General features: G+C 71.8%; 18 protein-coding genes and 1 pseudogene. 17 read left to right on the top strand and 2 right to left on the bottom strand.

Annotated elements, in window-relative coordinates; genetic code table 11:
• The first annotated feature begins 45 nt into the window (after positions 1–45).
• Genes ACGFIG_RS15280 through ACGFIG_RS15260 form a run of 5 tightly spaced genes read left to right on the top strand, consistent with a single transcriptional unit; the run spans position 46 to position 7374 of the window.
• Complete coding sequence (locus ACGFIG_RS15280) at positions 46–2055, top strand: hydantoinase/oxoprolinase family protein (RefSeq protein WP_393003151.1); 2010 nt, start codon at positions 46–48, stop codon at positions 2053–2055.
• 3 nt (positions 2056–2058) lie between these two features.
• On the top strand, positions 2059–3639 hold the full coding sequence (locus ACGFIG_RS15275) for a class I adenylate-forming enzyme family protein (RefSeq protein ID WP_393003149.1): 1581 nt from the start codon (positions 2059–2061) through the stop codon (positions 3637–3639).
• On the top strand, positions 3639–4997 hold the full coding sequence (purB, locus tag ACGFIG_RS15270) for an adenylosuccinate lyase (protein WP_393003147.1): 1359 nt from the start codon (positions 3639–3641) through the stop codon (positions 4995–4997). The genes ACGFIG_RS15275 and purB overlap by 1 nt, the downstream gene beginning before the upstream one ends.
• Positions 4994–5755, top strand: a complete 762-nt coding sequence (locus ACGFIG_RS15265; RefSeq protein ID WP_393003145.1) for an enoyl-CoA hydratase/isomerase family protein — start codon at positions 4994–4996, stop codon at positions 5753–5755. Before purB ends, ACGFIG_RS15265 begins: the two co-directional genes overlap by 4 nt.
• On the top strand, positions 5752–7374 hold the full coding sequence (locus ACGFIG_RS15260) for a thiamine pyrophosphate-binding protein (RefSeq protein ID WP_393003143.1): 1623 nt from the start codon (positions 5752–5754) through the stop codon (positions 7372–7374). The genes ACGFIG_RS15265 and ACGFIG_RS15260 overlap by 4 nt, the downstream gene beginning before the upstream one ends.
• A 91-nt stretch (positions 7375–7465) precedes the next feature.
• On the opposite strand, the gene ACGFIG_RS15255 is transcribed toward ACGFIG_RS15260, so the two are convergent.
• Positions 7466–8290, bottom strand: a complete 825-nt coding sequence (locus tag ACGFIG_RS15255) for an IclR family transcriptional regulator (RefSeq protein ID WP_393003141.1) — start codon at positions 8288–8290, stop codon at positions 7466–7468.
• Between the two features lie 199 nt (positions 8291–8489).
• Between ACGFIG_RS15255 and ACGFIG_RS15250 the strand changes: the two genes are divergently transcribed.
• The 12 genes and pseudogenes from ACGFIG_RS15250 (at position 8490) to ACGFIG_RS15195 (ending at position 19061) form a co-directional block, all read left to right on the top strand.
• Positions 8490–10508 (top strand): hydantoinase B/oxoprolinase family protein, encoded by a 2019-nt coding sequence (locus ACGFIG_RS15250; protein WP_393003139.1) that lies wholly within the window; start codon positions 8490–8492, stop codon positions 10506–10508.
• Positions 10505–11488 carry a tRNA U-34 5-methylaminomethyl-2-thiouridine biosynthesis protein gene (locus ACGFIG_RS15245; protein ID WP_393003137.1) on the top strand — a complete coding sequence of 328 codons (984 nt, stop codon included), beginning with the start codon at positions 10505–10507 and terminating at the stop codon, positions 11486–11488. Before ACGFIG_RS15250 ends, ACGFIG_RS15245 begins: the two co-directional genes overlap by 4 nt.
• Positions 11481–12320, top strand: coding sequence for a 2-amino-5-chlorophenol 1,6-dioxygenase subunit alpha (locus ACGFIG_RS15240; protein WP_393003135.1), 840 nt, complete (start codon positions 11481–11483; stop codon positions 12318–12320). Before ACGFIG_RS15245 ends, ACGFIG_RS15240 begins: the two co-directional genes overlap by 8 nt.
• 35 nt (positions 12321–12355) lie before the next feature.
• The gene (locus ACGFIG_RS15235) at positions 12356–12646 is read left to right on the top strand and encodes a BMC domain-containing protein (RefSeq protein WP_151454615.1); all 291 of its coding nucleotides are present in this window, start codon (positions 12356–12358) and stop codon (positions 12644–12646) included.
• A 23-nt stretch (positions 12647–12669) separates the two neighbouring features.
• Entirely contained in the window at positions 12670–13008 is a 339-nt protein-coding gene (locus tag ACGFIG_RS15230) for a BMC domain-containing protein (protein ID WP_393003133.1), read from the top strand.
• Positions 12995–13258 (top strand): EutN/CcmL family microcompartment protein, encoded by a 264-nt coding sequence (locus ACGFIG_RS15225; RefSeq protein WP_393003131.1) that lies wholly within the window; start codon positions 12995–12997, stop codon positions 13256–13258. Before ACGFIG_RS15230 ends, ACGFIG_RS15225 begins: the two co-directional genes overlap by 14 nt.
• Positions 13259–13278: 20 nt before the next feature.
• Positions 13279–14790, top strand: a complete 1512-nt coding sequence (locus ACGFIG_RS15220) for a 2-hydroxymuconic semialdehyde dehydrogenase (protein WP_393003129.1) — start codon at positions 13279–13281, stop codon at positions 14788–14790.
• A 175-nt stretch (positions 14791–14965) separates the two neighbouring features.
• Positions 14966–15760: a 2-keto-4-pentenoate hydratase gene (locus ACGFIG_RS15215; protein WP_393003127.1), complete on the top strand. Its 795-nt coding sequence runs from the start codon at positions 14966–14968 to the stop codon at positions 15758–15760.
• Between the two features lie 76 nt (positions 15761–15836).
• Positions 15837–16760: pseudogene (locus tag ACGFIG_RS15210) on the top strand (acetaldehyde dehydrogenase (acetylating)); the annotation flags it as partial.
• Between the two features lie 65 nt (positions 16761–16825).
• Positions 16826–17881: a 4-hydroxy-2-oxovalerate aldolase gene (dmpG, locus tag ACGFIG_RS15205; RefSeq protein WP_393003125.1), complete on the top strand. Its 1056-nt coding sequence runs from the start codon at positions 16826–16828 to the stop codon at positions 17879–17881.
• Positions 17878–18651 (top strand): 2-keto-4-pentenoate hydratase, encoded by a 774-nt coding sequence (locus ACGFIG_RS15200; protein WP_393003123.1) that lies wholly within the window; start codon positions 17878–17880, stop codon positions 18649–18651. The genes dmpG and ACGFIG_RS15200 overlap by 4 nt, the downstream gene beginning before the upstream one ends.
• A complete protein-coding gene (locus tag ACGFIG_RS15195) occupies positions 18648–19061 on the top strand; it encodes a RidA family protein (protein WP_393003121.1) in 414 nt (137 codons plus the stop codon). The genes ACGFIG_RS15200 and ACGFIG_RS15195 overlap by 4 nt, the downstream gene beginning before the upstream one ends.
• Before the next feature lie 15 nt (positions 19062–19076).
• Here the strand turns inward: ACGFIG_RS15195 and ACGFIG_RS15190 are convergent, their stop codons facing one another.
• On the bottom strand, positions 19077–20978 hold the full coding sequence (locus ACGFIG_RS15190; RefSeq protein WP_393003119.1) for a DNA/RNA helicase domain-containing protein: 1902 nt from the start codon (positions 20976–20978) through the stop codon (positions 19077–19079).
• Between the last annotated feature and the right edge of the window lie 20 nt (positions 20979–20998).

Genomic DNA, 20998 nt, shown 5'->3' with positions numbered 1-20998 from the left:
CCGACCCGTCGCCGACGCCATCCACCCCTACCCGAAAGGCTCGCCATGCTCTGCATCGGCGTCGACATCGGTGGCACCTTCACCGACGTCATCGTCTACGAGCCGGCCACCGCCCGGCTCGCCGAGGCCAAGACCCTCTCGACCCCGCACGACCCCGCGGCGGCCATCTTCGAGGGCCTGGCCAAGCTCGGCGTCAGCCTGGACACGGTCGACCGGTTCGTGCACGGCACCACCCGGGTCACGAACGCGCTGCTCGAAGGCTCCGGCGAGCCGGTGTCCGTGCTGGCCACCGAGGGCTTCCGGGACGTGCTGGAGATGGGCCTCGGGCACCGGCCGCGCCTCTATAGCGTCAAGGAGAGCGCCCGGCCGCCGCTGGTCGAACGCCGGCACCGGCACGTGCTGCGCGAGCGGATCGGCGCCGACGGCAGCGTCGTGCGTCCGCTCGACGTCGACGAGCTGGACGAGGCACTCGACCGGGTGGCCGCCGCCGGCCCCCGGGCGGTGGCGGTGTGCCTGCTGCACTCGTACCGCAATCCCGCCCACGAGCGGGCCGCGGCGCGGCGACTGGCGGAGCGCTACCCCGACCTGGTCTGCACCGTCTCCTCGGACGTGGTGCCGGAGCAGGGCGAGTACGAGCGCTTCGCCACCACCGTGCTCAACGCCAGCGTCCGGGCGACCGTCGCCGACTACCTGCGCGGGCTCGGCGACGCCCTCGCCGACGGCGGCTACGCCCACCCCCTGTCGATCATGACGAGCAGCGGCGGTGTCGTCTCCACCGACGAGGCCGGCCGGCTGCCGATCAACCTGGCCCTCTCCGGGCCCGCCGGCGGGGTCGCCGCCACCGTGCACCTGGCCACGCTGGCCGGCTACCCGAACGTCATCACCTGCGACATCGGCGGCACCAGCACGGACGTCTGCCTGATCAAGAACGGCACCCCGTTGATGACCAACGACGGGAAGATCGCCGGCTACCCGAACCGGACGTTCCAGGTGGAGATCAACACCATCGGCGCCGGTGGCGGCTCGATCGCCTGGCGCGACCTGGGCGGGGAACTGCGGGTCGGGCCGCGCAGCGCCGGATCGACCCCCGGCCCGGCCGCCTACGGCCGGGGCGGCACCGAGCCGACCACCACCGACGCGCACCTGCTCGTCGGTCACCTCGACCCGCAGGAGAGCCTCGGCGGTGAGGTGCCCCTCGACGCCGACGCCGCCCGTACGGCCCTGGCGGGGCTGGCCGGCACGTTCGGTCTCGACGAGCTGGAACTGGCGCACGGCATCCTCACCCTCGCCACGGTCAAGATGACCAGCGCCATCAAGGAGATCTCCGTGGCCTGCGGCCACGACCCGCGCGACTTCGTGCTGATGCCCTTCGGTGGCGCCGGCCCGATGCACGCCACCGACCTCGCCGACGAGCTCGGCATCCGTCGGGTCCTGGTGCCGCCGGTGCCGGGCAACTTCTCCGCGCTCGGCTTCGTCACCGCCCAGGCCCGCCACGACTACGTCCGTACCGTGCTGGTGCCGGCCGACGACGACGGCCTGGCGGCCGTCCGGGCGGCCCTGGCCGACCTGCGCGACGCCGCCCTGGCCCAGCTCAAGGCCGAGGACGGCGTGGAGCCGGACCAGGTCAGCTTCGGTCTGTCGGTCGGCATGCGGTTCCGGGGGCAGAGCTTCGACCTCGCCGTCGCCCTGCCCGAGCTGCCGGCCACCGCCGACGAGCTGGTGACGGCCTTCCACGCCGCCTACGCCGAGCGGTACGCCTACACCCGCTCCGACCACCCGGCCGAGATCGTCAACTGCCGGCTCACCGCGTTCGGGCCCCGCCCGGCGGTACGCTTCGCCGCCCCCGCCGGCGGCCCGGTGGAGCCCGGCCGGACCCGCCTCTACCGCCCGGGCGGCTGGGTCGAGGCGACGGTGTGGCGCCGTGCCGACCTGGGGCCCGGCTGCGCCGTCGCCGGTCCCGCCGTCGTCCGCGAGAACGGCAGCACCACCGTCGTCGGCGGCGGATGGAGCGCCACCGTCGACGACCACGGAAACCTGCTGCTGACCAAGGAGTGATCCGTGACCCCGCCCGCCCTCGACCTCACCGTGCTGGACCGCGCCGCCCGGGACCCGGACCGCGCCCTGTACGTCTTCGACGATCCGGGCCGACCCGTGACCACGGGGGAGTTCGCCGACCTCGCCGGCCGGGCGGCGGCCGTCCTGGCGGCCCAGGGCGTCGGCCGTGGCGACCGGATCGCGGTGTGGTCCGAGAACGGGCTGGCCTGGCTGGTGCTGCTGGCCGCCGCGGCCTGGCGGGGCGCCGCCCTGACCACCCTGCACCCCGGCCTCACCGGGCCCGAGCTGACCTCGGCGCTGGCCCGCAGCCGGCCACGGCGCCTCTACGCCGCCGAGCGGGTACGCGACCGGAACGGCCCGTCCACCGTCACGCAGGCCCTGGCGGCGTTGCCGCCCGGCGAGCGCCCGGACGGCTGGCACGTTCTCGGCGCCGACCTGGGCGCGGCGGCGCTGGCGGGACTGCCCGGCTGGGACGACCCGGTCCCGCCGCCCGTCGGTGACCCGGACGCCGCCTGCAACATCCAGTTCACCTCCGGCTCCACCGGCCCGGCCAAGATGGTGTCGCTGAGCGCGGCCAACCTGCTGGCCAACGCGGCCTGGACGGCCGAGGCGGCCCGGCTGCGCGCCGACGACCGGATCGCCTCGCCGCTGCCCCTGGCCCACGCGGCGGGGCTCGGCAGCGGGGCGATGCTGGCGCTCGTGACCGGCGCGCTGTGGGTCTCCACCCGCAGGTTCCGCACCGAGCCGGTCCTCGACCAGATCGAGCGGCACGCGTGCACGGTCCTGCAGGCCGTACCCACCATGGCCTCGATGCTCACCGACCGCGTCGAGCAGGACCCCGGGCGCTGGGACCTGTCGTCGTTGCGGGTCGGCTTCCTCGGCGGCGCCGCCTGCGCCCCGGCGCTGCTCACCCGCACCCGGCGGGTGCTCGGCCTGGACCGGGTGGCGGTCGTCTACGGGCAGACCGAGGCCGGCCCGACGATCAGCCTGGACCCCGGCGACGGGAGCTGCGGGGCACCCGGGCACACCGTCGGACGCGTCCTGCCGGCGCTGGAGGCCACCGTGGTCGACCCCGCCACCCGCACCCCGCTGCCCGCCGGGCAGGTCGGCGAGCTGCTGGTACGCGGCAGCTCGGTCACCTGCGGCTACGTCGACGACCCGGCCACCACCGCCGCCACGATCACCAGCGACGGCTGGCTGCGCACCGGCGACCTGGGCGCGCTGACCGGCGACCGGGTCCTCACCCTGGCGGGCCGGATCAAGGAGCTGATCATCCGTGGCGGCGAGAACGTGCACCCCGCCGAGGTGGAGGCCGTCCTCGCCGACGACCCGGCCGTGGCCCGGGTGTGCGTGCTCGGCGTGCCGTCGACCCGCTGGGGCGAGGAGATCGCGGCGCTGGTCGTGACCGTCCCGGGTGGGCACTGCGACGTCGACCGGCTCACCCGTACCGCCACCGAACGGCTGGCCCGGCACAAGGTGCCGACCCTGATCCGTACCGTCGCCGACCTGCCGCTGCTGCCGTCCGGGAAGGTCGACCGGCGGGCCGCGCGGGACCTGCTCGACGCTGCGGGGGAGGAACGCTGATGCAGCTCGGATCGTGCTTCCTGGACTCGCTCACCGTCACCAGCTTCTTCGGCAACGCCGAGATGCGTGGCGTCTTCAACGACCGCCAGCTCATGCAGTCCTGGCTCGACGTCGAGGCCGCCCTCGCCCGGGGGCAGGCGAAGCTGGGCATCATCCCGTCGGCCGCCGCGCAGGCGATCACCGAGGCGGCCCGCGTCGACCGGCTCGACACGGCGGTGCTCGCCGCCGACGCCGCCGACACCGTGCACCCGCTGGTGCCGCTGGTACGCGCGCTCACGGCCGCCTGCCCCGGCGACGCCGGTCGCTACGTCCACCTGGGTGCCACCACCCAGGACGTGATGGACACGGGCTTCGTCCTGCGGGCCCGCGACGGCCTGGACATCGTGCAGCGGCAGGTCGACGAGCTGGTCCGGGCGCTGCGGCGGCTGGCGCTGCGGCACCGCGCCACCCCGATGGCCGCCCGCACCCACGGCCAGCAGGCGCTGCCGACCACCTTCGGCCTGCGCTGCGCCGTGTGGCAGGACGAGTTGCAACGCCACCGCGTCCGGTTGCGGCAACTGCGCCAGCGGCTGCTGGTGACGAGCATGGGCGGCGCGGCCGGCACGATGGCCGGCTACGGCGCGCAGGCGTTCGCGCTGGAGCAGGCCGTCGCCGCTGACCTGGGGCTCGGCGTCGCCGCCACCCCCTGGCACGCCACCCAGGACCGCTTCGCCGAGTGCCTGATGGTCTTCGGTCTCGTCGCGGCCAGCGCCGAGAAGCTGGCCCGGGAGGTCTACTTCCTCGGCCGTACGGAGGTCGGTGAGGCGTACGAGTCGCAGCGGGCCACCCAGGTCGGCAGCAGCACGATGCCGCACAAGCGCAACCCGATCCGCTGCGAGGCGGTGATCGCCGCCGCCGGCACCCTGCGGGCCCAGGTGCCGCTGGCGTTGCAGACCATGGTCGCCCAGGACGACCGGGACATGGGCGTCGGGATGACGCTGTGGAAGCTGCTGCCGGAGTGTTTCATCCTGCTGGGTGGCGCGTTGCAGCGACTGGTCGACGTCTTCGGTGACCTCGGCGTCAACCCCGACCGGATGCGCGCCAACCTCGACCTCACCGGCGGGCTGGTGCTCTCCGAGGCGGTGATGCTGCGCCTGGCCGGCCCGCTCGGCCGGGAACAGGCCCACCACCTGGTCATGCGGATCGTCCGCGACAGCCTCGAGCAGGGGCGCCCGTTCGCCGAGACGCTGCGCGCCGACCCGCAGGTGGCCGCCGCCCTGCCCGCGGCCGAGCTCGCCGGCCTGCTGGATCCGCTGTCGTACGTCGGCCATGCCGCCGCGCTGGTCGACCGCGCCCTACTGAATTCGGAGTCGCCATGACCGACGCCCACCGTGCCGAGGAGTCCGTGCTGTTGCACCGCGACGGCCGGCTGGCCCGGGTGACGCTGAACCGGCCCGCCCGGCGCAACAGCTTCGACCTGGCGATGCTCGCCCGTTTCGAGGACGTGCTGCACGAGCTGTCCCGCGACGAGGGGACCGAGGTCGTCGTGCTCACCGGTGCCGGCACCGCGTTCTGCGCCGGCACCGATTTGCACGAGCTGGCCACCCTCGACGCCCGGGCCACGATGTCGGTGCAGCGGCGCACCGCCGAGCTGGTCGAACGCTGGTACCGGCTGGAACAGACCACCGTCACAGCGTTCAACGGCCCGGCCATCGGCTCCGGCGCCGTCCTCGGCCTGGCCAGCGACCTGCGGGTGGCCGCCGACACCTGCTTCGCGACCTTCCCGGAGGTGGGCTTCGGCATCCCGCTGACCTGGAGCGGCATGGCGATCCTCGCCGACCTCGTCGGCGCCGACCTGGCCAAGCGCTGGCTGCTGCTCGGCGAGCGGATCCCCGCCGACGAACTGCGCGCCCTGCGGCTGGTGACCGACGTGGTGCCCCCGGGGCGGCTCGCCGACGCCGCGACCGGGATCGCCGACCGGCTGCTGGCCACCTCGGCGGTCGGGCGGTCGATGACCAAGCGGGCCGCCCGCCTGGCCGGGCCCCGCTTCGAGGCCGCCGCCAACGACTCCTACCTGGGCGCGCTGAGCGTGGCGCTGCGCCCCGCCGGTGACTACCTCGCCAAGAGGTCCGAGTGAGGGCCGGCGAGGCGATCGCCGACGCCGTCGTGGCGCAGGGGGTCGACACGATCTTCGGGCTGCTCGGCGACGCCAACATGTTCCTGGTCGCGGACCTGGTCCAGCGCCACGGCGTCCGGTTCGTGGCGGCCCGCAACGAGAACGCCGCGGTGATGATGGCCGACGGTTGGGCCCGCGCCACGGGCCGGTGCGGCGTCGTCACCGTGACCCAGGGTCCCGGCCTGGCGGTCGCGGGCGCCGCGTTGACCATCGCCCGGCAGGCCCGCACCCCGCTGGTGCTGATCGCCGGCGACACCCCGCCCGGCGATCCGTTGCACGTGCAGAGCTTCCCGCAGCAGCCGTTCGCGCTGGCCACCGCCGGGGCGTTCGTGCCCGTGACGGCGCCGGCCACGGCGGCCCGCGACGTCGGCCTGGCGTTCCGGGCCGCCGCCGAGGGCCCCGGCCCGGTGGTCCTCGACGTGCCCATCGATCTGCAGGACGAGCCGGTGCCGGACGGGGCCCCGCCCGTGCCGGCCCGCGCGGTGACGCACCGGCCCGCGCCGACGCCGCCCACCGACACGGCGGTCGCCGACCTGGCCGGCCGGCTGGCTGCCGCCCGCCGCCCGGTGCTGCTGGCCGGGCGGGGCGCCGAGGCGGCGGCCGACGACGTACGCCACCTCGCCGACCGGTGCGGCGCGGTGCTCGCCACCACCGTGCTGGCCGCCGGGCTCTTCGCCGGCCACCCGTACCACCTCGGGGTGGCCGGGGGACTGGCCCGGCCGCTCACCCGGCGGGTGCTGGCCGAGGCGGACCTGGTGGTCACCTTCGGGGCCGGACTCAACCGGTGGACCGCCGACCACGGCGCGCTCTTTGCCGGGGCGCGGGTGGTCGCGGTCGACGTCGACGCGCGGGCGCTGGGGGCGCGCTGGCCGGTCGACGTGGGGATCGTCGGGGACGCGGCGGCCACCGCGCGGGCCGTGACGGCCCTGCTCGACACGATCGAGCGTCCGGACTGGCGCAGCTCCGCCCTGGCCCGGGAGATCGCCGCGGCCGACCCGTTCGATGGCATCGAGTTCGTCGAGGGTCCGGCGGCGATCGACCCCCGCGCGTTCCTGCGGGTCTGCGCCCGGCGGTTGCCGGCCCGGCGTACCACCGTGGTCGGGGTGGGGCAGTTCGGCGGCTGGCCCAATCTGCTGCTCGACTCGTCGGCCGTGGACCGCGCGTTCATCGCGCCCTGGGAGTTCGGCAGCATCGGGGTCGGCCTGCCGTATGCCGTCGGGGCGGGGGTGGGCCGTGCGGACCGGCCGGTGGTCGCGTTCGAGGGCGACGGCAGCCTGCTCACCGGTCTCGGTGAGCTGGACACGCTGGCCCGGGTGGGGGCGCCGGTGCTGCTGGTGGTCCTTGACGACGGTGGCTACGGCGCGGAGGTGCGCAAGTTCGGCCCGCGTGGGGTCGACCCGGCGTTGGCCCGGTTCCCGGCTCGGGATTTGGCTGCGGTGGCCCGGTCTTTGGGCGTGCCGGCGTGGACGGTCACCGACGAGGCGAGCGCCGAGGCGGCGTTCGACGCGGTGCTGCCGGTGACCGGGCCGGCGGTGCTGCACGTGCGGGTCCTGCCCGAGGTCACCCAGGAGCGGTTCTGACGGTGTGCGCCGCACTGCGCCGCCGCCGGCACCTGACGTGGTGCCGGCGCGACGGCGGGGGCCTGTGGTGACCGGTTCGTGGGCGGTGCGGTCAGTCGCCCCACCGGTCGCCGAAGCCGTGGCCGAGCTGTCGGGACAGTTCGGCGGCGGTGCGGCAGGCGGCGTCGGCGAGTTCCCGGGTGCGGGCGTCGTCGAGGCGGAAGATCGGCCCGGAGATGCTGATGGCCGCGGTCACCCGGTCGTGCCGGTCGCGTACGGGGGCGGCCACCACCCGCAGCCCGTGTTCGCTCTCCTGGTCGTTGAGGGCCCAGCCCTGCTGCCGGACGGTGGCCATGTGCGCCACGAAGGTGTCCAGGTCGGTGATGGTCTCGCTGGTCAGCGCCGTGAACGGCACGGTGGCGAGCAGGGCGCGCAGGGCGTCGTCGTCGTGGTCGATGAGCAGGGCCTTGCCGGCCGCGCTGCACCACAGGGGGATGCGTCGGCCGAGCCGGGAGACGAGTTGCACGTTGCGGGTGCCCTGGACCACGTAGAGCGAGAGGGCGTCGGAGCCTTCCAGGATGGCGAGGTTGACGCTCTCGCCCTCCTGCTCGGCGAGCTGGTGCAGCAGCGGGCGGGCCAGCGCGTGCAGGTCGATGCCGGCGAGGAAGCGGGCGCCCAGCTCGAAGACGGCGACGCCGAGCCGGTAGGTGCCGTTCTCCTCGTTGCGTTGCAGGAAGCCGGCGTCGGCCAGCGCGCGGAACAGTCGGCTGGCCGTGGACTTGTGCAGGCCCAGTTCGCGGCTGACGTCGCTGACCTTGCGTTCGATGGCGTCGCCCCGGAAGGCCAGCAGCACGCCCAGGGCGCGGTCGAGCGCCTGGGTGCCCGACTCGCGGGGGGCGACGCCCTCCTCGGGCGTCGGGTCAGTGGCGTACGGCATCTTGCTTCCCTGCCTTTCCGGCTGCTAGGTTTCATAATATAACTCTAGGACCACATGATGGTCCATTGCATGGTGGTCCACCGCGCGACGGTCCACTGCGCAGCGGCCCACCGCACGGTGGAGCACCCGCCCCGAACCAGCCCGGGCCCCGGTCCGGCGGCAGACACGGACCGACACCGGAAATCAGTGAGGCATCCGCATGACTGTGAATCCGATCGACCTGGAAGTCGTCACCGAAAGTCTCATCTCGATCGTCCGGGAGATGCGACAGACGATCTTCCGTACGGCGCACTCGCCGGTGATCGCCGACGCCCAGGACTTCTCCTGCGCGCTCTTCGACCCCTCCGGGCAGATGGTCGCCCAGGGACGGGACATGCCGGGGCACGTCATCGCCATGCCGGCCTCGGTCGCCGAGATCTTCGCCGACTTCGCCGCCGAGATGCGCCCGGGTGACCTCTACATCGTCAACGACCCGTACCGGGGCGGCAGCCACCTCAACGACGTCACCCTGATCAGCCCGGTCTTCGTCGGCGAACAGATGTTCCTCTTCCCCTGCGTCCGGATGCACTGGGCCGACATCGGCGGCATGACCCCCGGCAGCGTGTCGGGCCAGGCCACCGAGATCCTCCAGGAAGGGCTGCGGATCCCGCCGATCAAGCTGATCGAGGAAGGCCGCCCGAACCGGGCCGCCTTCGACATCCTCTTCGCCAACGTCCGCATGGCCGAGGAACGCCGCGGCGACCTCGAATCCAGCATCGCCGCCTGCCACACCGCCGAACGCCGGCTGCGCGAACTCGTCGACCGGTACGGCACCGACATGATCCTCGACTGCGTGACGGCCAACATGGACCGCACCGAGCAGCGCCTGCGGGACATGATCCGCGCGCTGCCCGACGGCACCTACCGCTACGAGGACTACCTCGACCTCTACACCGACAACGACTACGACGCCGCGATCGTCCGCTGCCGGCTGACCGTCGACGGCGACGAGATCGAAGCCGACTTCCGGGGCTCCTCCCACCAGGTCGCCGCAGTGGTCAACTCGTCGCGGGCGATGACCGTCGCCGGCGTTTTCATCGCGGTCAAGTCCGCCCTCGACCCCGGCGGACTGGTCAACCACGGGGCGTTCCGACCGCTGCGCGTGCTCACCGAGCCCGGCACGGTGGTGCACGTCAGCTACCCCGCCCCGGCCAACGCCCACAGCGAGGTCCGCAAGCGGGTCATCTCCGCCGTGATGGCCGCGTTGAGCCAGGTCGCACCCGACCTCATCGCCGCCGACCAGTTCGGCACCACCTTCCAGAACCTCATCGGCGGCGTGGACGAGCACACCGGACAGCCCTACCTGTACTACGACTACCCGGCCGGAGGCAACGGCGGATTCCTCGAATCCGACGGCCCCAGCGCGATGAACCCCGTCGACCTCGGCGACATCTCCACCATCCAGTCCGTCGAGCGGCTGGAAACCGAGATCCCGATCCTCGTCGAGGCGTGCGAGCTGCGCGCCGGATCCTGCGGCGACGGTACCCACCGGGGCGGCCTCGGCAGCCGGCGGGAGACCCGGCTGCTGGCCAGCGGCGGGGCGTACTCCGTGCAGACCGACCGCACCACCGTCCCCCCGTACGGGCTGCGCCACGGCGGCCCGGGCGCCCCGACGGTCACCCACCTGCGCCGCGCCGACGGCCAGCGGGTCGACTTCGACACCCCCGGCAAGGTCGCCGGCTTCCCCATGCGCGCCGGCGACGTCCTGGTGATGGAGTCCGCCGGTGGCGGCGGCTGGGGAGACCCGCTGGACCGCGAGCCCGAAGCCGTCGCCGAGGACGTCCGCCAGGACTACCTGACCGGCGACGAGGCCCGCCAGCGCTATGGCGTGCACCTCGACGCCGCCGGAGACGTCGACCGCGCCGCCACCGCCGAGGAGCGCCAACGGCTGCGCAACGAGCGGAACTGGCTGCGCCTCACCACCACCGACCGGCCCGCCTACACCGGGCGGCGCGGCCAGCGCCGACTGGCCTACGTCGCACCCGGCAGCGGCCTGGCCGAGGAAAGCCTCGTCGAACTGCACGGCGTGCACCCGGCCCCACTGCGGGCCTGGCTGCGGCACGACACCACGCTCGCCGCCGACGAGCTGGCCCTCGACGACGACGGGATGCAGATCCTCGGCACCAGCACCGAACACCGCGCGTACGTGCGCGTCCTCACCGGGGAGGAACGGTCATGAGCAGAGTCTTCCGCGTGCCGGTGCCGACAGCCACCGCCCGCACCGCGACCGGCACCGGCAGCGCCCCCGCCCCGCAGCCCGCGCCGGCCCGCGCCGGCATCGTCGCCGGCTGCCTCAGCCCGCACCCGCCCCACCTGATCTACGCGGAGAACCCGCCGCAGAACGAACCCCGCTCCACCGGCGGCTGGGAAACCCTGCGCTGGGCCTACGAGCGACTGCGCAAACGCATCCGCGAAGTGCACCGCCCCGACGTGCTGATCGTGCACGCCCCGCACTGGATCACGATGGTCGGCCACCACGTCAACTGCGCACCGAACCCGCGCGGCATCTCCGTCGAGCCGATCTTCCCGCACCTCTTCCGCTACCGGTACGACTTCCGTACCGACGTGGAACTCGGCGAGGCCATCGCCGACGAGGCCAGCGGCCTCGGCCTCGTCACCCGCAAGATGCGCGACCCCCGGGTACGCGTCGACTACGCCACCATCGGCGCGCTGCACCTGGCCAACCCCGCCTGGGACATCCCCGTGGTGTCCCTGTCGGCGAACAACAACCCGTACTTCTACTCCGACGCGTCGCTGGAGGAGATGGAGGTGCTCGGCGAGGCCACCCGCCGCGCCGTCGAGGCCACCGGCCGCCGCGCCGTCCTGCTCGCCTCCAACTCCCTGTCGCACCTGCACTGGCACGAGGAGCCGGCGCTGCCGGAGGACATGGAACGCGAACACCCGTACAACAACCACCAGTACCGGTGGGACATGAAGCTGCTCGAGGCGATCCGCCGGGGACCCACCGCCCCGCTGCGGGAACTCATCACCGAACACATCGAGGCGACCGCGTCGGAGACGAAGGCCGGCAGCCTCACCTGGATGCTCGCCGCGATGGGCTGGCCCAAGGTCGCCGGTGACGTGCTCGGCTACGGCACGATCATCGGCACCGGAAACGCCGTCGTCGAGTGGCTGCCCGAGGGGAGTCCCCATGGCTGACCGGACCGGAATCGTCGCCGGAGCGCTCCTGCCCGGCATGCCCCACCTGCTGGCGAAGGAACCCGCACCGAGCTGGGCGGCACTCGCCGCGGCGGCACGCGACGTGGGAGACCGACTGCGCCGGCTGGAGCCGGACGTCGTACTGCTGCTGTCCACGCAGTGGTTCACCGTCCTCGGCCACCAGTTCCAGTGCGACCCCAACCCGCGCGGCGAACACGTCGACGAGAACTGGTACGCCTACGACTACGGCCTGCACCGCTACGACCTGCGCTTCGACGTGGAGTTCACCGAACGGTGGGCCGACCGGGTGCAGGCCGACGGCAAGCAGGCGCGCCGCACCCGCTACGAGGGCTTCCCCATCGACACCGGCACCATCGTCACCTCGGCGCTGCTCGACCCGGAGCGCAAGCTGCGCTGGGCGCAGGTCTCCTGCAACCTGTACGCCGACGCCGACACCCTCGCTGACGTCGGCCGGGCCGGTGCCGCCGTCGCCCGCGAGGCCGGCGTACGCGCCGCCGTCGTGGTCGTGAGCGGCCTGTCCTCCGGCCTGATCCAGCAGTGGATCGAACCCGGGCAGGACCACATCGGCGCACCCGCGCACGAACAGTGGAACACCCGTGTACTCGACCTGCTGACCGCCGGCAAGGTCGACGAGGTGCTCGCCATCCGCGAGGACTACGCCCGGCAGGCCCAGGCGGACAGCCAGTTCCGGGCCCTCGCGTTCGCCGCCGGGACCGGCGTCGCGAGCGGCCCGGCGCAGCTGCACTCGTACGGCCCGATCTGGGGTACCGGCGGCGCCGTCCTGTCCTGGAACCTCCCCGAGCGTCCCTGACCGAAGCCGACCCGCAACCAGAGCAAGGAGTAGACATGCGAAACGTGGCCGTGGGCTTCGTCGAAGCCGAAGGGTTCACCCCCATCTTCGACGCCGTCGACGCGATGGTGAAGGCCACCGAGGTCGAGGTGACGAAGGTCGTACGCCTCGGCGGCGGCATCGTCGCGGTCGCCGTCCGCGGTGACCTCGCCACCGTCGAGGAGGCGGTGGACATCGGCGAGGAGACCGCCCGGGCGCGCAGCCGCTCGGTGCGCTCGATCGTCTTCGCCAGCCCCTGCGACGCCGTGAGCGCGCTGGCGGTTGAACCTGACCTCGTCGGCAACTGACAACCGGGTAAGGAGAATCAGACATGTCCTCAGACATCGCGATCGGAATCGTCGAGACGCGCGGCCTGGTGGCCCTCTCGGCGGGCATCGAAGCCATGATCAAGACCGCCGACGTCCGGTGCGTGGCCGTGGAACGGGTCACCAGCGGCTACCTCGCGGTCGCCGTCCGGGGCACCCTCGCCGCCGTACGCCAGGCCGTCTCCGCCGGTGAGGCCGCCATCCGCGCCCACGGCGAGCTGCGCAGCTCCCAGGTCTACCCGAAGCCCCACCCGACCACGGCGGCACTGCTGGACGCGGCCGAACCGTCCCGCATCCGCGAGGTCATCGCCGGCCTGCGAGGAGAAACCGATGGTGCTCGGTGACGTCGTCGGCAAGGTGTGGGCCGACCGCATCCTGCCGGGGCTGCAGGGCAAACGACTCGTCCGGGTCCGGCCCCACGGCGACGGGCCCGAACTGGTCGCCGTCGACCCCCTGAACGTCGGCGTCGGCACCACCGTCCTGGTCGTCACCGACGAAGCCGCGGCGGCGGTGACCGGCCAACCCACCGTGGACGCCGCCGTGGTCGCGCTCGTCGCCGACTCCGGCAGCGAGCGGACCGAGCCCAGCACCTGAACCGGAAGGGACACCAGAGCATGCCCGAGTCATCCTGGCCGGTGAGCCTGCGCGACGGCCACCCGAGCGCCGACCCACCGGTCCTGCGCAACTTCGTCGGTGGTGAGTTCGTCGAGGGTGGGCGGCGGTTCGTCAAGCGCAGTCCGGTCACGGGCGAGCCCGTGTTCGAGGTCGTCGAGGCGGACCGGGCGTGTGTGGATGATGCGGTCGCGGCGGCGCGGGCCGCGTTGCGGGGGCCGTGGGGTCGGATGGGGGAGCGGGAACGCGCGGAGGTGTTGCGTCGGGTCGCCGATGAGTTGGAGCGGCGTTTCGATGATCTGGTGACCGCTGAGGTGGCGGATACGGGTAAGTCGATTTCGCAGGCGCGGACGTTGGATGTTCCGCGTGGTGCGGCGAACTTTCGCGCGTTCGCGGAGATCGTGGCGACGGCGCCGACGGAGTCGTTCACGACGGTCACCCCGTCGGGTGGGCGGGCGCTGAATTATGCGGTGCGTAAGCCGGTGGGTGTGGTGGCGGTGATCGTGCCGTGGAATTTGCCGTTGCTGCTGTTGACGTGGAAGGTCGCTCCTGCGTTGGCGTGCGGTAATGCGGTGGTGGTGAAGCCGAGTGAGGAGACGCCGGCGTCGGCGACGTTGTTGGCGGAGGTGATGGCGGCTGCGGGGGTGCCGGAGGGTGTGTTCAATCTGGTGCACGGGTTCGGTCCGGATTCGGCGGGGGAGTTCCTGACCCGGCATCCGGACGTGGACGCGATCACGTTTACCGGTGAGTCGTCGACGGGGAGCGCGATCATGCGGGCGGCGGCTGATGGGGTGCGGCCGGTGTCGTTCGAGTTGGGTGGGAAGAACGCGGGTCTGGTGTTCGCGGATGCGGATCTGGATGCGGCGGTGGCGGGTTCGGTGCGGTCGAGTTTCACCAATGGTGGTCAGGTGTGTCTCTGTACGGAGCGGATTTATGTGCAGCGGCCGGTGTTCGAGGAGTTCACGGCCCGGTTGGCGCAGCGGGCTGGTGAGTTGTCGTTCGGGTGGCCGGCGGATGAGGCGACGGTGAACATGCCGTTGATCTCGCATCAGCATCGGGAGAAGGTCCTCGGCTATTACGACGTGGCCCGTGGTGAGGGGGCGCAGGTGCTTGCCGGGGGCGGGGTGCCTGCGTTCGGTGACGCCCGTGACGGTGGGGCGTATGTGCAGCCGACGGTGTTGACGGGGCTGGGTGCGGATGCGCGTACCAATCGTGAGGAGATCTTCGGGCCGGTGGTGCACGTCGCCCCCTTTGACGACGAGGACGAGGCGTTCGCGCTGGCCAACGGCACGGAGTACGGGCTGGCGGCGGCGGTGTGGACCCGCGATGTGGGTCGGGCGCACCGGGCCGGTATGCGGTTGGACGCCGGCATCGTGTGGGTGAACACGTGGTTCCTGCGCGACCTGCGCACCCCGTTCGGTGGGGTGAAAGCGTCCGGGATCGGGCGTGAGGGTGGCGTACATTCCCTTGATTTCTATTCCGAGTTGACCAACGTCTGCGTGGACCTGACATGAGCGGCGGCGTTCGCATCAGTGACGTGGATGCGGTGGACGTGGCAAGCACATCGTGGGTCGGGCGCACCGGGCCGGCAAGGGGTTGGACGCCGGCATCAGTGTTGCGGGGTGTCCGTCCGGCTTCCGGTCGACCCGCGGCTTTCGGTAGCGGCGGCGAGTGGAGTGGAGAGCTGACATGAGCGTCGACTACGAGGCCGCCGCCAGGGATCTGGTCGAGGCGCGGGAGAGCGGCAAGCCGTGTCCGCCGCTGCGGGGGCGGCTGTTGCCGGAGGGCGACGTCACGTCGGCCTACCTGGTGCAGCAGCTCCAGGTCCGGCGGTGGTTGGACGCCGGCCACCGGCGGGTCGGTGCGAAGGTCGGGTTGACGTCGCGGGCGGTGCAGGAGTCGTTCGGCGTGTTCCAGCCGGACTTCGGTGTGCTGCTCGATGACATGGCGGTGCCTGACGGGGCCGAGGTGTCGATGGGCCGGCTGTTGCAGCCTCGGGTGGAGGCGGAGGTCGCGTTCGTGTTGGGCGCGGATCTGCCGGATGAGCGGATAACGAGTGCGGATGTGATCCGGGCGGTGGATCACGTGTTGCCGGCGATCGAGATCGTGGATTCGCGGGTGGCGGGTTGGGACATCTCGATCGTGGACACGGTGGCGGACAACGCTTCCAGTGGTCTGTTCGTGTTGGGCACGACGCCGCGTCGGTTGGCGGATGTGGATCTGCGGTTGTGCGGGATGGTCCTGGAGCAGGCGGGTGAGCCTGTGTCGGTGGGGGCGGGCGCGGCGTGTCTGGGTAATCCGTTGCATGCGGTGCAGTGGTTGGCGCAGACGATGGCCTGTTCCGGTGACTCGCTGCGCGCCGGGGACGTGGTGCTGTCCGGTGCGCTCGGCCCGATGGTTGCGGTGACGCCCGGCGCGGCGTACGAGGCGCGGATCTCCGGCCTGGGCTCTGTCCGCACGTGCTTCTCCAAGGAGGCGTCGTGAGTGCGGTGGGGGTCTTCGCGGTGCGTGCGCGGGGTGGCGGGGCGGCCGTCGCGGTCTTCGGTGAGGGGGAGGCGTCGTGAGCGTTGGTGTGGCGGTGATCGGGTCGGGCAACATCGGCACCGATTTGATGATCAAGGTGTTGCGGTTGTCGGAGTCGCTGCGGATGGTGGCGATGGTGGGCATCGACCCGGAGTCCGATGGGTTGGCGCGGGCGCGCCGGTTGGGTGTGGCGACGACTGCCGAGGGTGTCGACGGCCTGGTGGCGATGCCGGAGTTCGCCGAGGTGGAGTTGGTGTTCGATGCCACGTCGGCGGGTGCGCATCGGCGTAACGATGCGGTGTTGGCGGCGCATGGTCGCCTCGTGGTGGATCTGACGCCGGCGGCGATCGGCCCGTATGTGGTGCCGCCGGTGAATCTGGACGAGCATCTGCATCAGCGGAACGTGAACATGGTGACCTGTGGTGGGCAGGCGACGGTGCCGATCGTCGCGGCCGTCGGTCGGGTGACGCCGGTGGTGTACGGGGAGATCGTGGCGTCGATCGCGTCGAGGTCGGCGGGGCCGGGAACGCGGGCGAACATCGACGAGTTCACCGAGACGACGGCGCGGGCGATCGAGGTGGTCGGTGGCGCTGATCGTGGTAAGGCGATCATCGTGTTGAATCCGGCTGATCCGCCGTTGTTGATGCGCGACACGGTCTACTGCCTGTGTGAGGACGCCGACGCGGATCGGGCGGCGATCGCCGGGTCGGTGGCGGAGATGGTGGCGGCGGTGCAGGAGTACGTGCCGGGCTACCGGTTGAAGCAGGACGTGCAGTTCGACGTTGTGGATGCGTATGTGCCGTCGTTGGGGCGGCGTCTGCGGGGGTTGCAGGTGTCGGTGTTCCTGGAGGTCTCCGGCGCGGGCCATTACCTGCCGGCGTACGCGGGGAATCTGGACATCATGACGTCGGCGGCGTTGCGTACGGCGGAGCGGCTGGTCGGGCTGCGATCGGCGGCGTCCGGCAACGGCAGCGCGGGCCAGCACAGCACTGATGGCGCGGGTCGGGGTGTCGTGGAGGTGACCCGGTGACTGATCTGTACATCCAGGACGTGACGTTGCGCGACGGCATGCACGCCGTGGCTCACCGGTACACCGTGGAGCAGGTCCGTACGATCGCTGCCGCGTTGGATGCGGCGGGGGTGGCGGCGATCGAGGTCGCCCACGGCGACGGTCTCGCCGGGTCGAGTGTCAACTACGGCCATGGTGCGGCCAGTGACGCCGACTGGATTGCGGCGGCGGCCGAGGTGATGACGAACGCGAAACTCACCACCCTGCTGCTGCCCGGCATCGGCACCATCGCCGACTTGAAGGCGGCGAAGGCCCTGGGCGTGACGAGTGTGCGGATCGCGACGCACTGCACGGAGGCCGATATTTCGGCGCAGCACATCGCGTGGGCGCGGGAGAACGGCATGGACGTGTCCGGGTTCCTGATGATGTCGCACATGAACGATCCGGCCGGTCTGGCGGGGCAGGCGAAGTTGATGGAGTCGTACGGGGCGCACTGTGTCTACGTCACCGACTCCGGCGGCCGACTGCTCATGTCGGACGTGGCGCAGCGGGTGGACGCGTACCGGCAGGTGTTGGAGCCGACCACGCAGATCGGTATCCACGCCCACCACAACCTGTCCCTCGGCGTCGCCAACAGCGTCATCGCCGTCGAGCACGGCCGGATCCTCGGTGACGGGCCGCTCGGTTCGGCGCACGGGCGGACGGTGCGGGTGGATGCGTCGCTGGCCGGGCAGGGCGCCGGGGCCGGTAACGCGCCGTTGGAGGTGTTCGTGGCCGTCGCCGAGTTGCACGGGTGGGAGCACGGCTGTGACGTGTTCGCCCTGATGGACGCCGCTGACGACATCGTGCGGCCGTTGCAGGACCGGCCCGTGCAGGTGGACCGGGAAACCCTGTCGCTGGGCTACGCGGGGGTGTATTCGAGTTTTCTGCGGCACGCGGAGCGGGCGTCGGACAAGTACGGGGTGGACGTGCGGTCGATCCTGGTCGAGTTGGGACGCCGCCGGATGGTCGGCGGGCAGGAAGACATGATCGTGGACGTGGCACTGGACCTCGCCGGCAAGGAGACATCATGATCGGGCCGGACACCGCCGGTATCGCCGAGCGGTTGGGCGTGGCGGCGGACACCGCCACCGCCATCCCACAGTTGGCCGCCGAGACCGGTCTGGACGTGGACGCGGCGTATGGGGTGCAGACCGCGTTGATCCAGCGTCGTCTCGACCGGGGTGAGCGGCTCGTGGGGTTGAAGATGGGTCTGACCAGCAAGGCGAAGATGGCGCAGGTCGGCGTGGACGAGGTCATCTGGGGCCGCCTCACCGACACCATGCGCATCCCCGACGGCGGCACCCTCGACACCACCGCGTTCATCCACCCACGCGTGGAGCCGGAGGTGGCGTTCCTGCTCGACCGCCTGCCCGAACCGGGCGAGCCGGTCGGGGACTTCACCGACGCCGTCCGCGCCGTCGCCCCCGCGATCGAGATCATCGACTCCCGCTACGCCAACTTCAGCTTCTCCCTACCGGATGTGATCGCCGACAACACCTCCGCCGCCGCGTTCACCATCGGCGCCTGGTCCCCGGTCCCGGACGGCCTGGACAACCTGGGTGTGCTGCTGGAGATCGACGGACGGGTCGCGCAGGTCGGCTCCACCGCCGCGATCCTCGGCGACCCCCGCCGCGCCTTGGACGAGGGCATCCGGCTGGCCGGCCGCCACGGCGTACGCCTGCGCGAAGGGTGGGTGTTCCTCGCCGGCGCCGCCACCGCCGCCGTCCCCCTGAAACCCGGCGCCCACGTCCGCGTCGTCGTCGAACACCTCGGCACCACCTCCCTGCGAGCAGCCGCATGAGCGCACAGGCGCACGTCGTCGCCGGCAAAGCCGTACCCCGCGGCGCGTTTCCCCACGTCAAGGTCGCCGGCGGCTTCGTCTTCGTCTCCGGCACCTCCAGCCGCCGCCCCGACAACACCCTCGCCGGCGTGCAGGTCGACGAGCTCGGCACCACCAACCTCGACATCCGCGCCCAAACCCGCGCCGTCATCGACAACATCGCCGACCTACTACGCACCGTCGGCGCCGACCTGACCGACCTCGTCCAGGTCACCACCTACCTCGTCAACATGAACGACTTCGGCGGCTACAACCAGGTCTGGGCCGAATACTTCGACGCCACCGGCCCCACCCGCACCACCGTCGCCGTCCACCAGCTACCCCACCCACACCTGCTCATCGAGATCCAGGCCGTGGCCGTACTGCCCTGACGGACGAACAGTGCTTCACGGTGCGGACGACATGGTTTCGTAGACCGTCTCCAGGCCACGCTCCGCGCGGACCAGCGAAGCCAGCCACTCGCGCGTCTCGGGATCGGTCGAGTAGAGCAAGGTGCCGCGCATGCCCCGGGTCATCAGCACCTTGTAGGTGTTGCGGATCAGACGGTCCGCCTCGTTGTCGCTGAGCGCCTTGCGGCTGCGGAACGCCGGATCCTTCGACTCGGAGCGCCGGGTGACCAACTGCCCGTCGCGGGCGACCAGGTCCGGCCCGATGATCACGCCCGACCACTCGTACTCGAAGCCCTGGGCGGTGTAGACGCAGCCCACCTGGCCGAATCCGTGCGGGTCGGTGGCCCAGAACGCGCTGCCCGGCGCCTCGCCGACGCTGCGGTCGCTCTTGACGTTCCACGGCCGGGCCCAACTGCCCACCTGCACATCAGGAACGAGGGTGTCATCCGGGCGCGGATCGCTCCACGGCCAGCAGTATCCGGCAGACATCCGTGCCGTCTCCCCAGCCGCCTGCTTCCTGACGAGAAACGCCTCCAACTCATCCAGCGAGTCGGCGAGCCGAAGGTCGAAGCGGCCGTCGCCGGTCCAGACCGTCGGCTCGCCACCGTCGAGACCCAGGAGATCAAGCACCCACTTCTCGTACGCCTCGCTGCCGCCGCAGCGAAACTGGTCGTGTAGCGAAACGACCTCGACCTCCAGGCCGAGTTGCTCGGCATACCGGGAAATGACGTCGACGCTGCCGAGTTCGCCGGGCTTGACCACCTGGTGCTCGTCGAGCAGGAACACCGGCACCCGCGCGGCGGCGATCAGTTCGTCGACCTGCGGGCGGGCCTTGTCGCGCTTCGCTTTCGGCGTGAACCGGTTGACCGAGGTCTCCCGGATGCGGTGTGCCTCGTCGCAGATCAGCACGTCGAACCCGTTGCGTTCCGCGTTCGTGAAGCTGTTGAAGTAGGCGAACAGGTTCTTGATGCGGGTGGACCCCTTGCCGGCGTAGCGGCGTAGAGTCTGGGTGAACGACCGTGAGCCGGTGGCGTGCATGACCGACCGGTTCTGCCGGGCCAGTTCGCCGAGCACCGACAGGGCGATCACGCTCTTGCCGCTGCCCGGCCCACCGGCGACGACCACGACCGACTTGCGGTCCGCCGACTGGGCCCGCTCCACGGCGTGCAGGACCAACTCGTACGCCAGGCGCTGGCCGTCCAACAAGGTGAAGTGCGACCGTTCCTTCAGTTCCTGCGCGGCGTACGACAGAAGGTGCCTGCTGGGCCGGACGGAGCTGGTGAGGAACCGGTCCGCTGCGGATGCGCCCGGCGCCGGCGCGAGGTGCGTGCGGAGGTAGTCGAGGAACTGGCCGCGACGCTGTTTGGTGAAGATCCGGCTCTGCTCCGTGGGGCGACGCGCGAACAGGTCTTCGACGTCGCGGTCGACGGCGTTGTGCAGGTACGCGGCACCGCGCACCGGATTGTGCCGGTCGGCGAGGACACCGAGGAAGTCCGTCAGGTATTCGCAATAATCGCTGATCTGCACCCCCGGGTGGAGGCGCGGACCTCGGGCGTGCTCGACCAGAACGAGTCGGTCGGAGCCCTCATAGGACTCGGCCTGGGACCACTGCTTCAGCTCCACGACCACGTAGGAGTCCTCGGCGGTCCTCGGGTCGACACCGGCCAGCACCACGTCGACACGCTTGCTCGTCAGCGGAAGCTGGTACTCGACCAGCACCTCGACCTGTCCCAGCCCGGCGTCGGCGAGATCCTGACCGAGCACCAGGAGGCTGCGGGACCAGGACCGCCGTTCACTCTGGCTCACGGCGTGGCGGAGGTTCTCGGAGATCCGGTCGGCCAGGGTGCCGTTGGTGGCCAGTCGGAGCAGACCATCGGCGGAGGTGCGGAACGCTGACAACACTTGCCCCCGGGCAGCAC

This window comes from Micromonospora sp. NPDC049048 (assembly GCF_043197615.1).
In the GTDB taxonomy this organism is placed as follows: Bacteria; Actinomycetota; Actinomycetes; order Mycobacteriales; family Micromonosporaceae; genus Micromonospora.
Note: the sequence above shows the minus strand (reverse complement) of the source record. Positions and strands in the feature narration are given on the sequence as shown.

Bases quoted from the DNA above. Each gene is read 5' to 3' on its own strand.
- ACGFIG_RS15280 (WP_393003151.1), top strand. From the start codon at position 46: ATGCTCTGCATCGGCGTCGACATCGGTGGCACCTTCACCGACGTCATC.
- purB (WP_393003147.1), top strand. From the start codon at position 3,639: ATGCAGCTCGGATCGTGCTTCCTGGACTCGCTCACCGTCACCAGCTTC.
- ACGFIG_RS15265 (WP_393003145.1), top strand. From the start codon at position 4,994: ATGACCGACGCCCACCGTGCCGAGGAGTCCGTGCTGTTGCACCGCGAC.
- ACGFIG_RS15255 (WP_393003141.1), bottom strand. From the start codon at position 8,290: ATGCCGTACGCCACTGACCCGACGCCCGAGGAGGGCGTCGCCCCCCGC.
- ACGFIG_RS15250 (WP_393003139.1), top strand. From the start codon at position 8,490: ATGACTGTGAATCCGATCGACCTGGAAGTCGTCACCGAAAGTCTCATC.
- ACGFIG_RS15245 (WP_393003137.1), top strand. From the start codon at position 10,505: ATGAGCAGAGTCTTCCGCGTGCCGGTGCCGACAGCCACCGCCCGCACC.
- ACGFIG_RS15240 (WP_393003135.1), top strand. From the start codon at position 11,481: ATGGCTGACCGGACCGGAATCGTCGCCGGAGCGCTCCTGCCCGGCATG.
- ACGFIG_RS15235 (WP_151454615.1), top strand. From the start codon at position 12,356: ATGCGAAACGTGGCCGTGGGCTTCGTCGAAGCCGAAGGGTTCACCCCC.
- ACGFIG_RS15230 (WP_393003133.1), top strand. From the start codon at position 12,670: ATGTCCTCAGACATCGCGATCGGAATCGTCGAGACGCGCGGCCTGGTG.
- ACGFIG_RS15225 (WP_393003131.1), top strand. From the start codon at position 12,995: ATGGTGCTCGGTGACGTCGTCGGCAAGGTGTGGGCCGACCGCATCCTG.
- ACGFIG_RS15220 (WP_393003129.1), top strand. From the start codon at position 13,279: ATGCCCGAGTCATCCTGGCCGGTGAGCCTGCGCGACGGCCACCCGAGC.
- ACGFIG_RS15215 (WP_393003127.1), top strand. From the start codon at position 14,966: ATGAGCGTCGACTACGAGGCCGCCGCCAGGGATCTGGTCGAGGCGCGG.
- ACGFIG_RS15200 (WP_393003123.1), top strand. From the start codon at position 17,878: ATGATCGGGCCGGACACCGCCGGTATCGCCGAGCGGTTGGGCGTGGCG.
- ACGFIG_RS15195 (WP_393003121.1), top strand. From the start codon at position 18,648: ATGAGCGCACAGGCGCACGTCGTCGCCGGCAAAGCCGTACCCCGCGGC.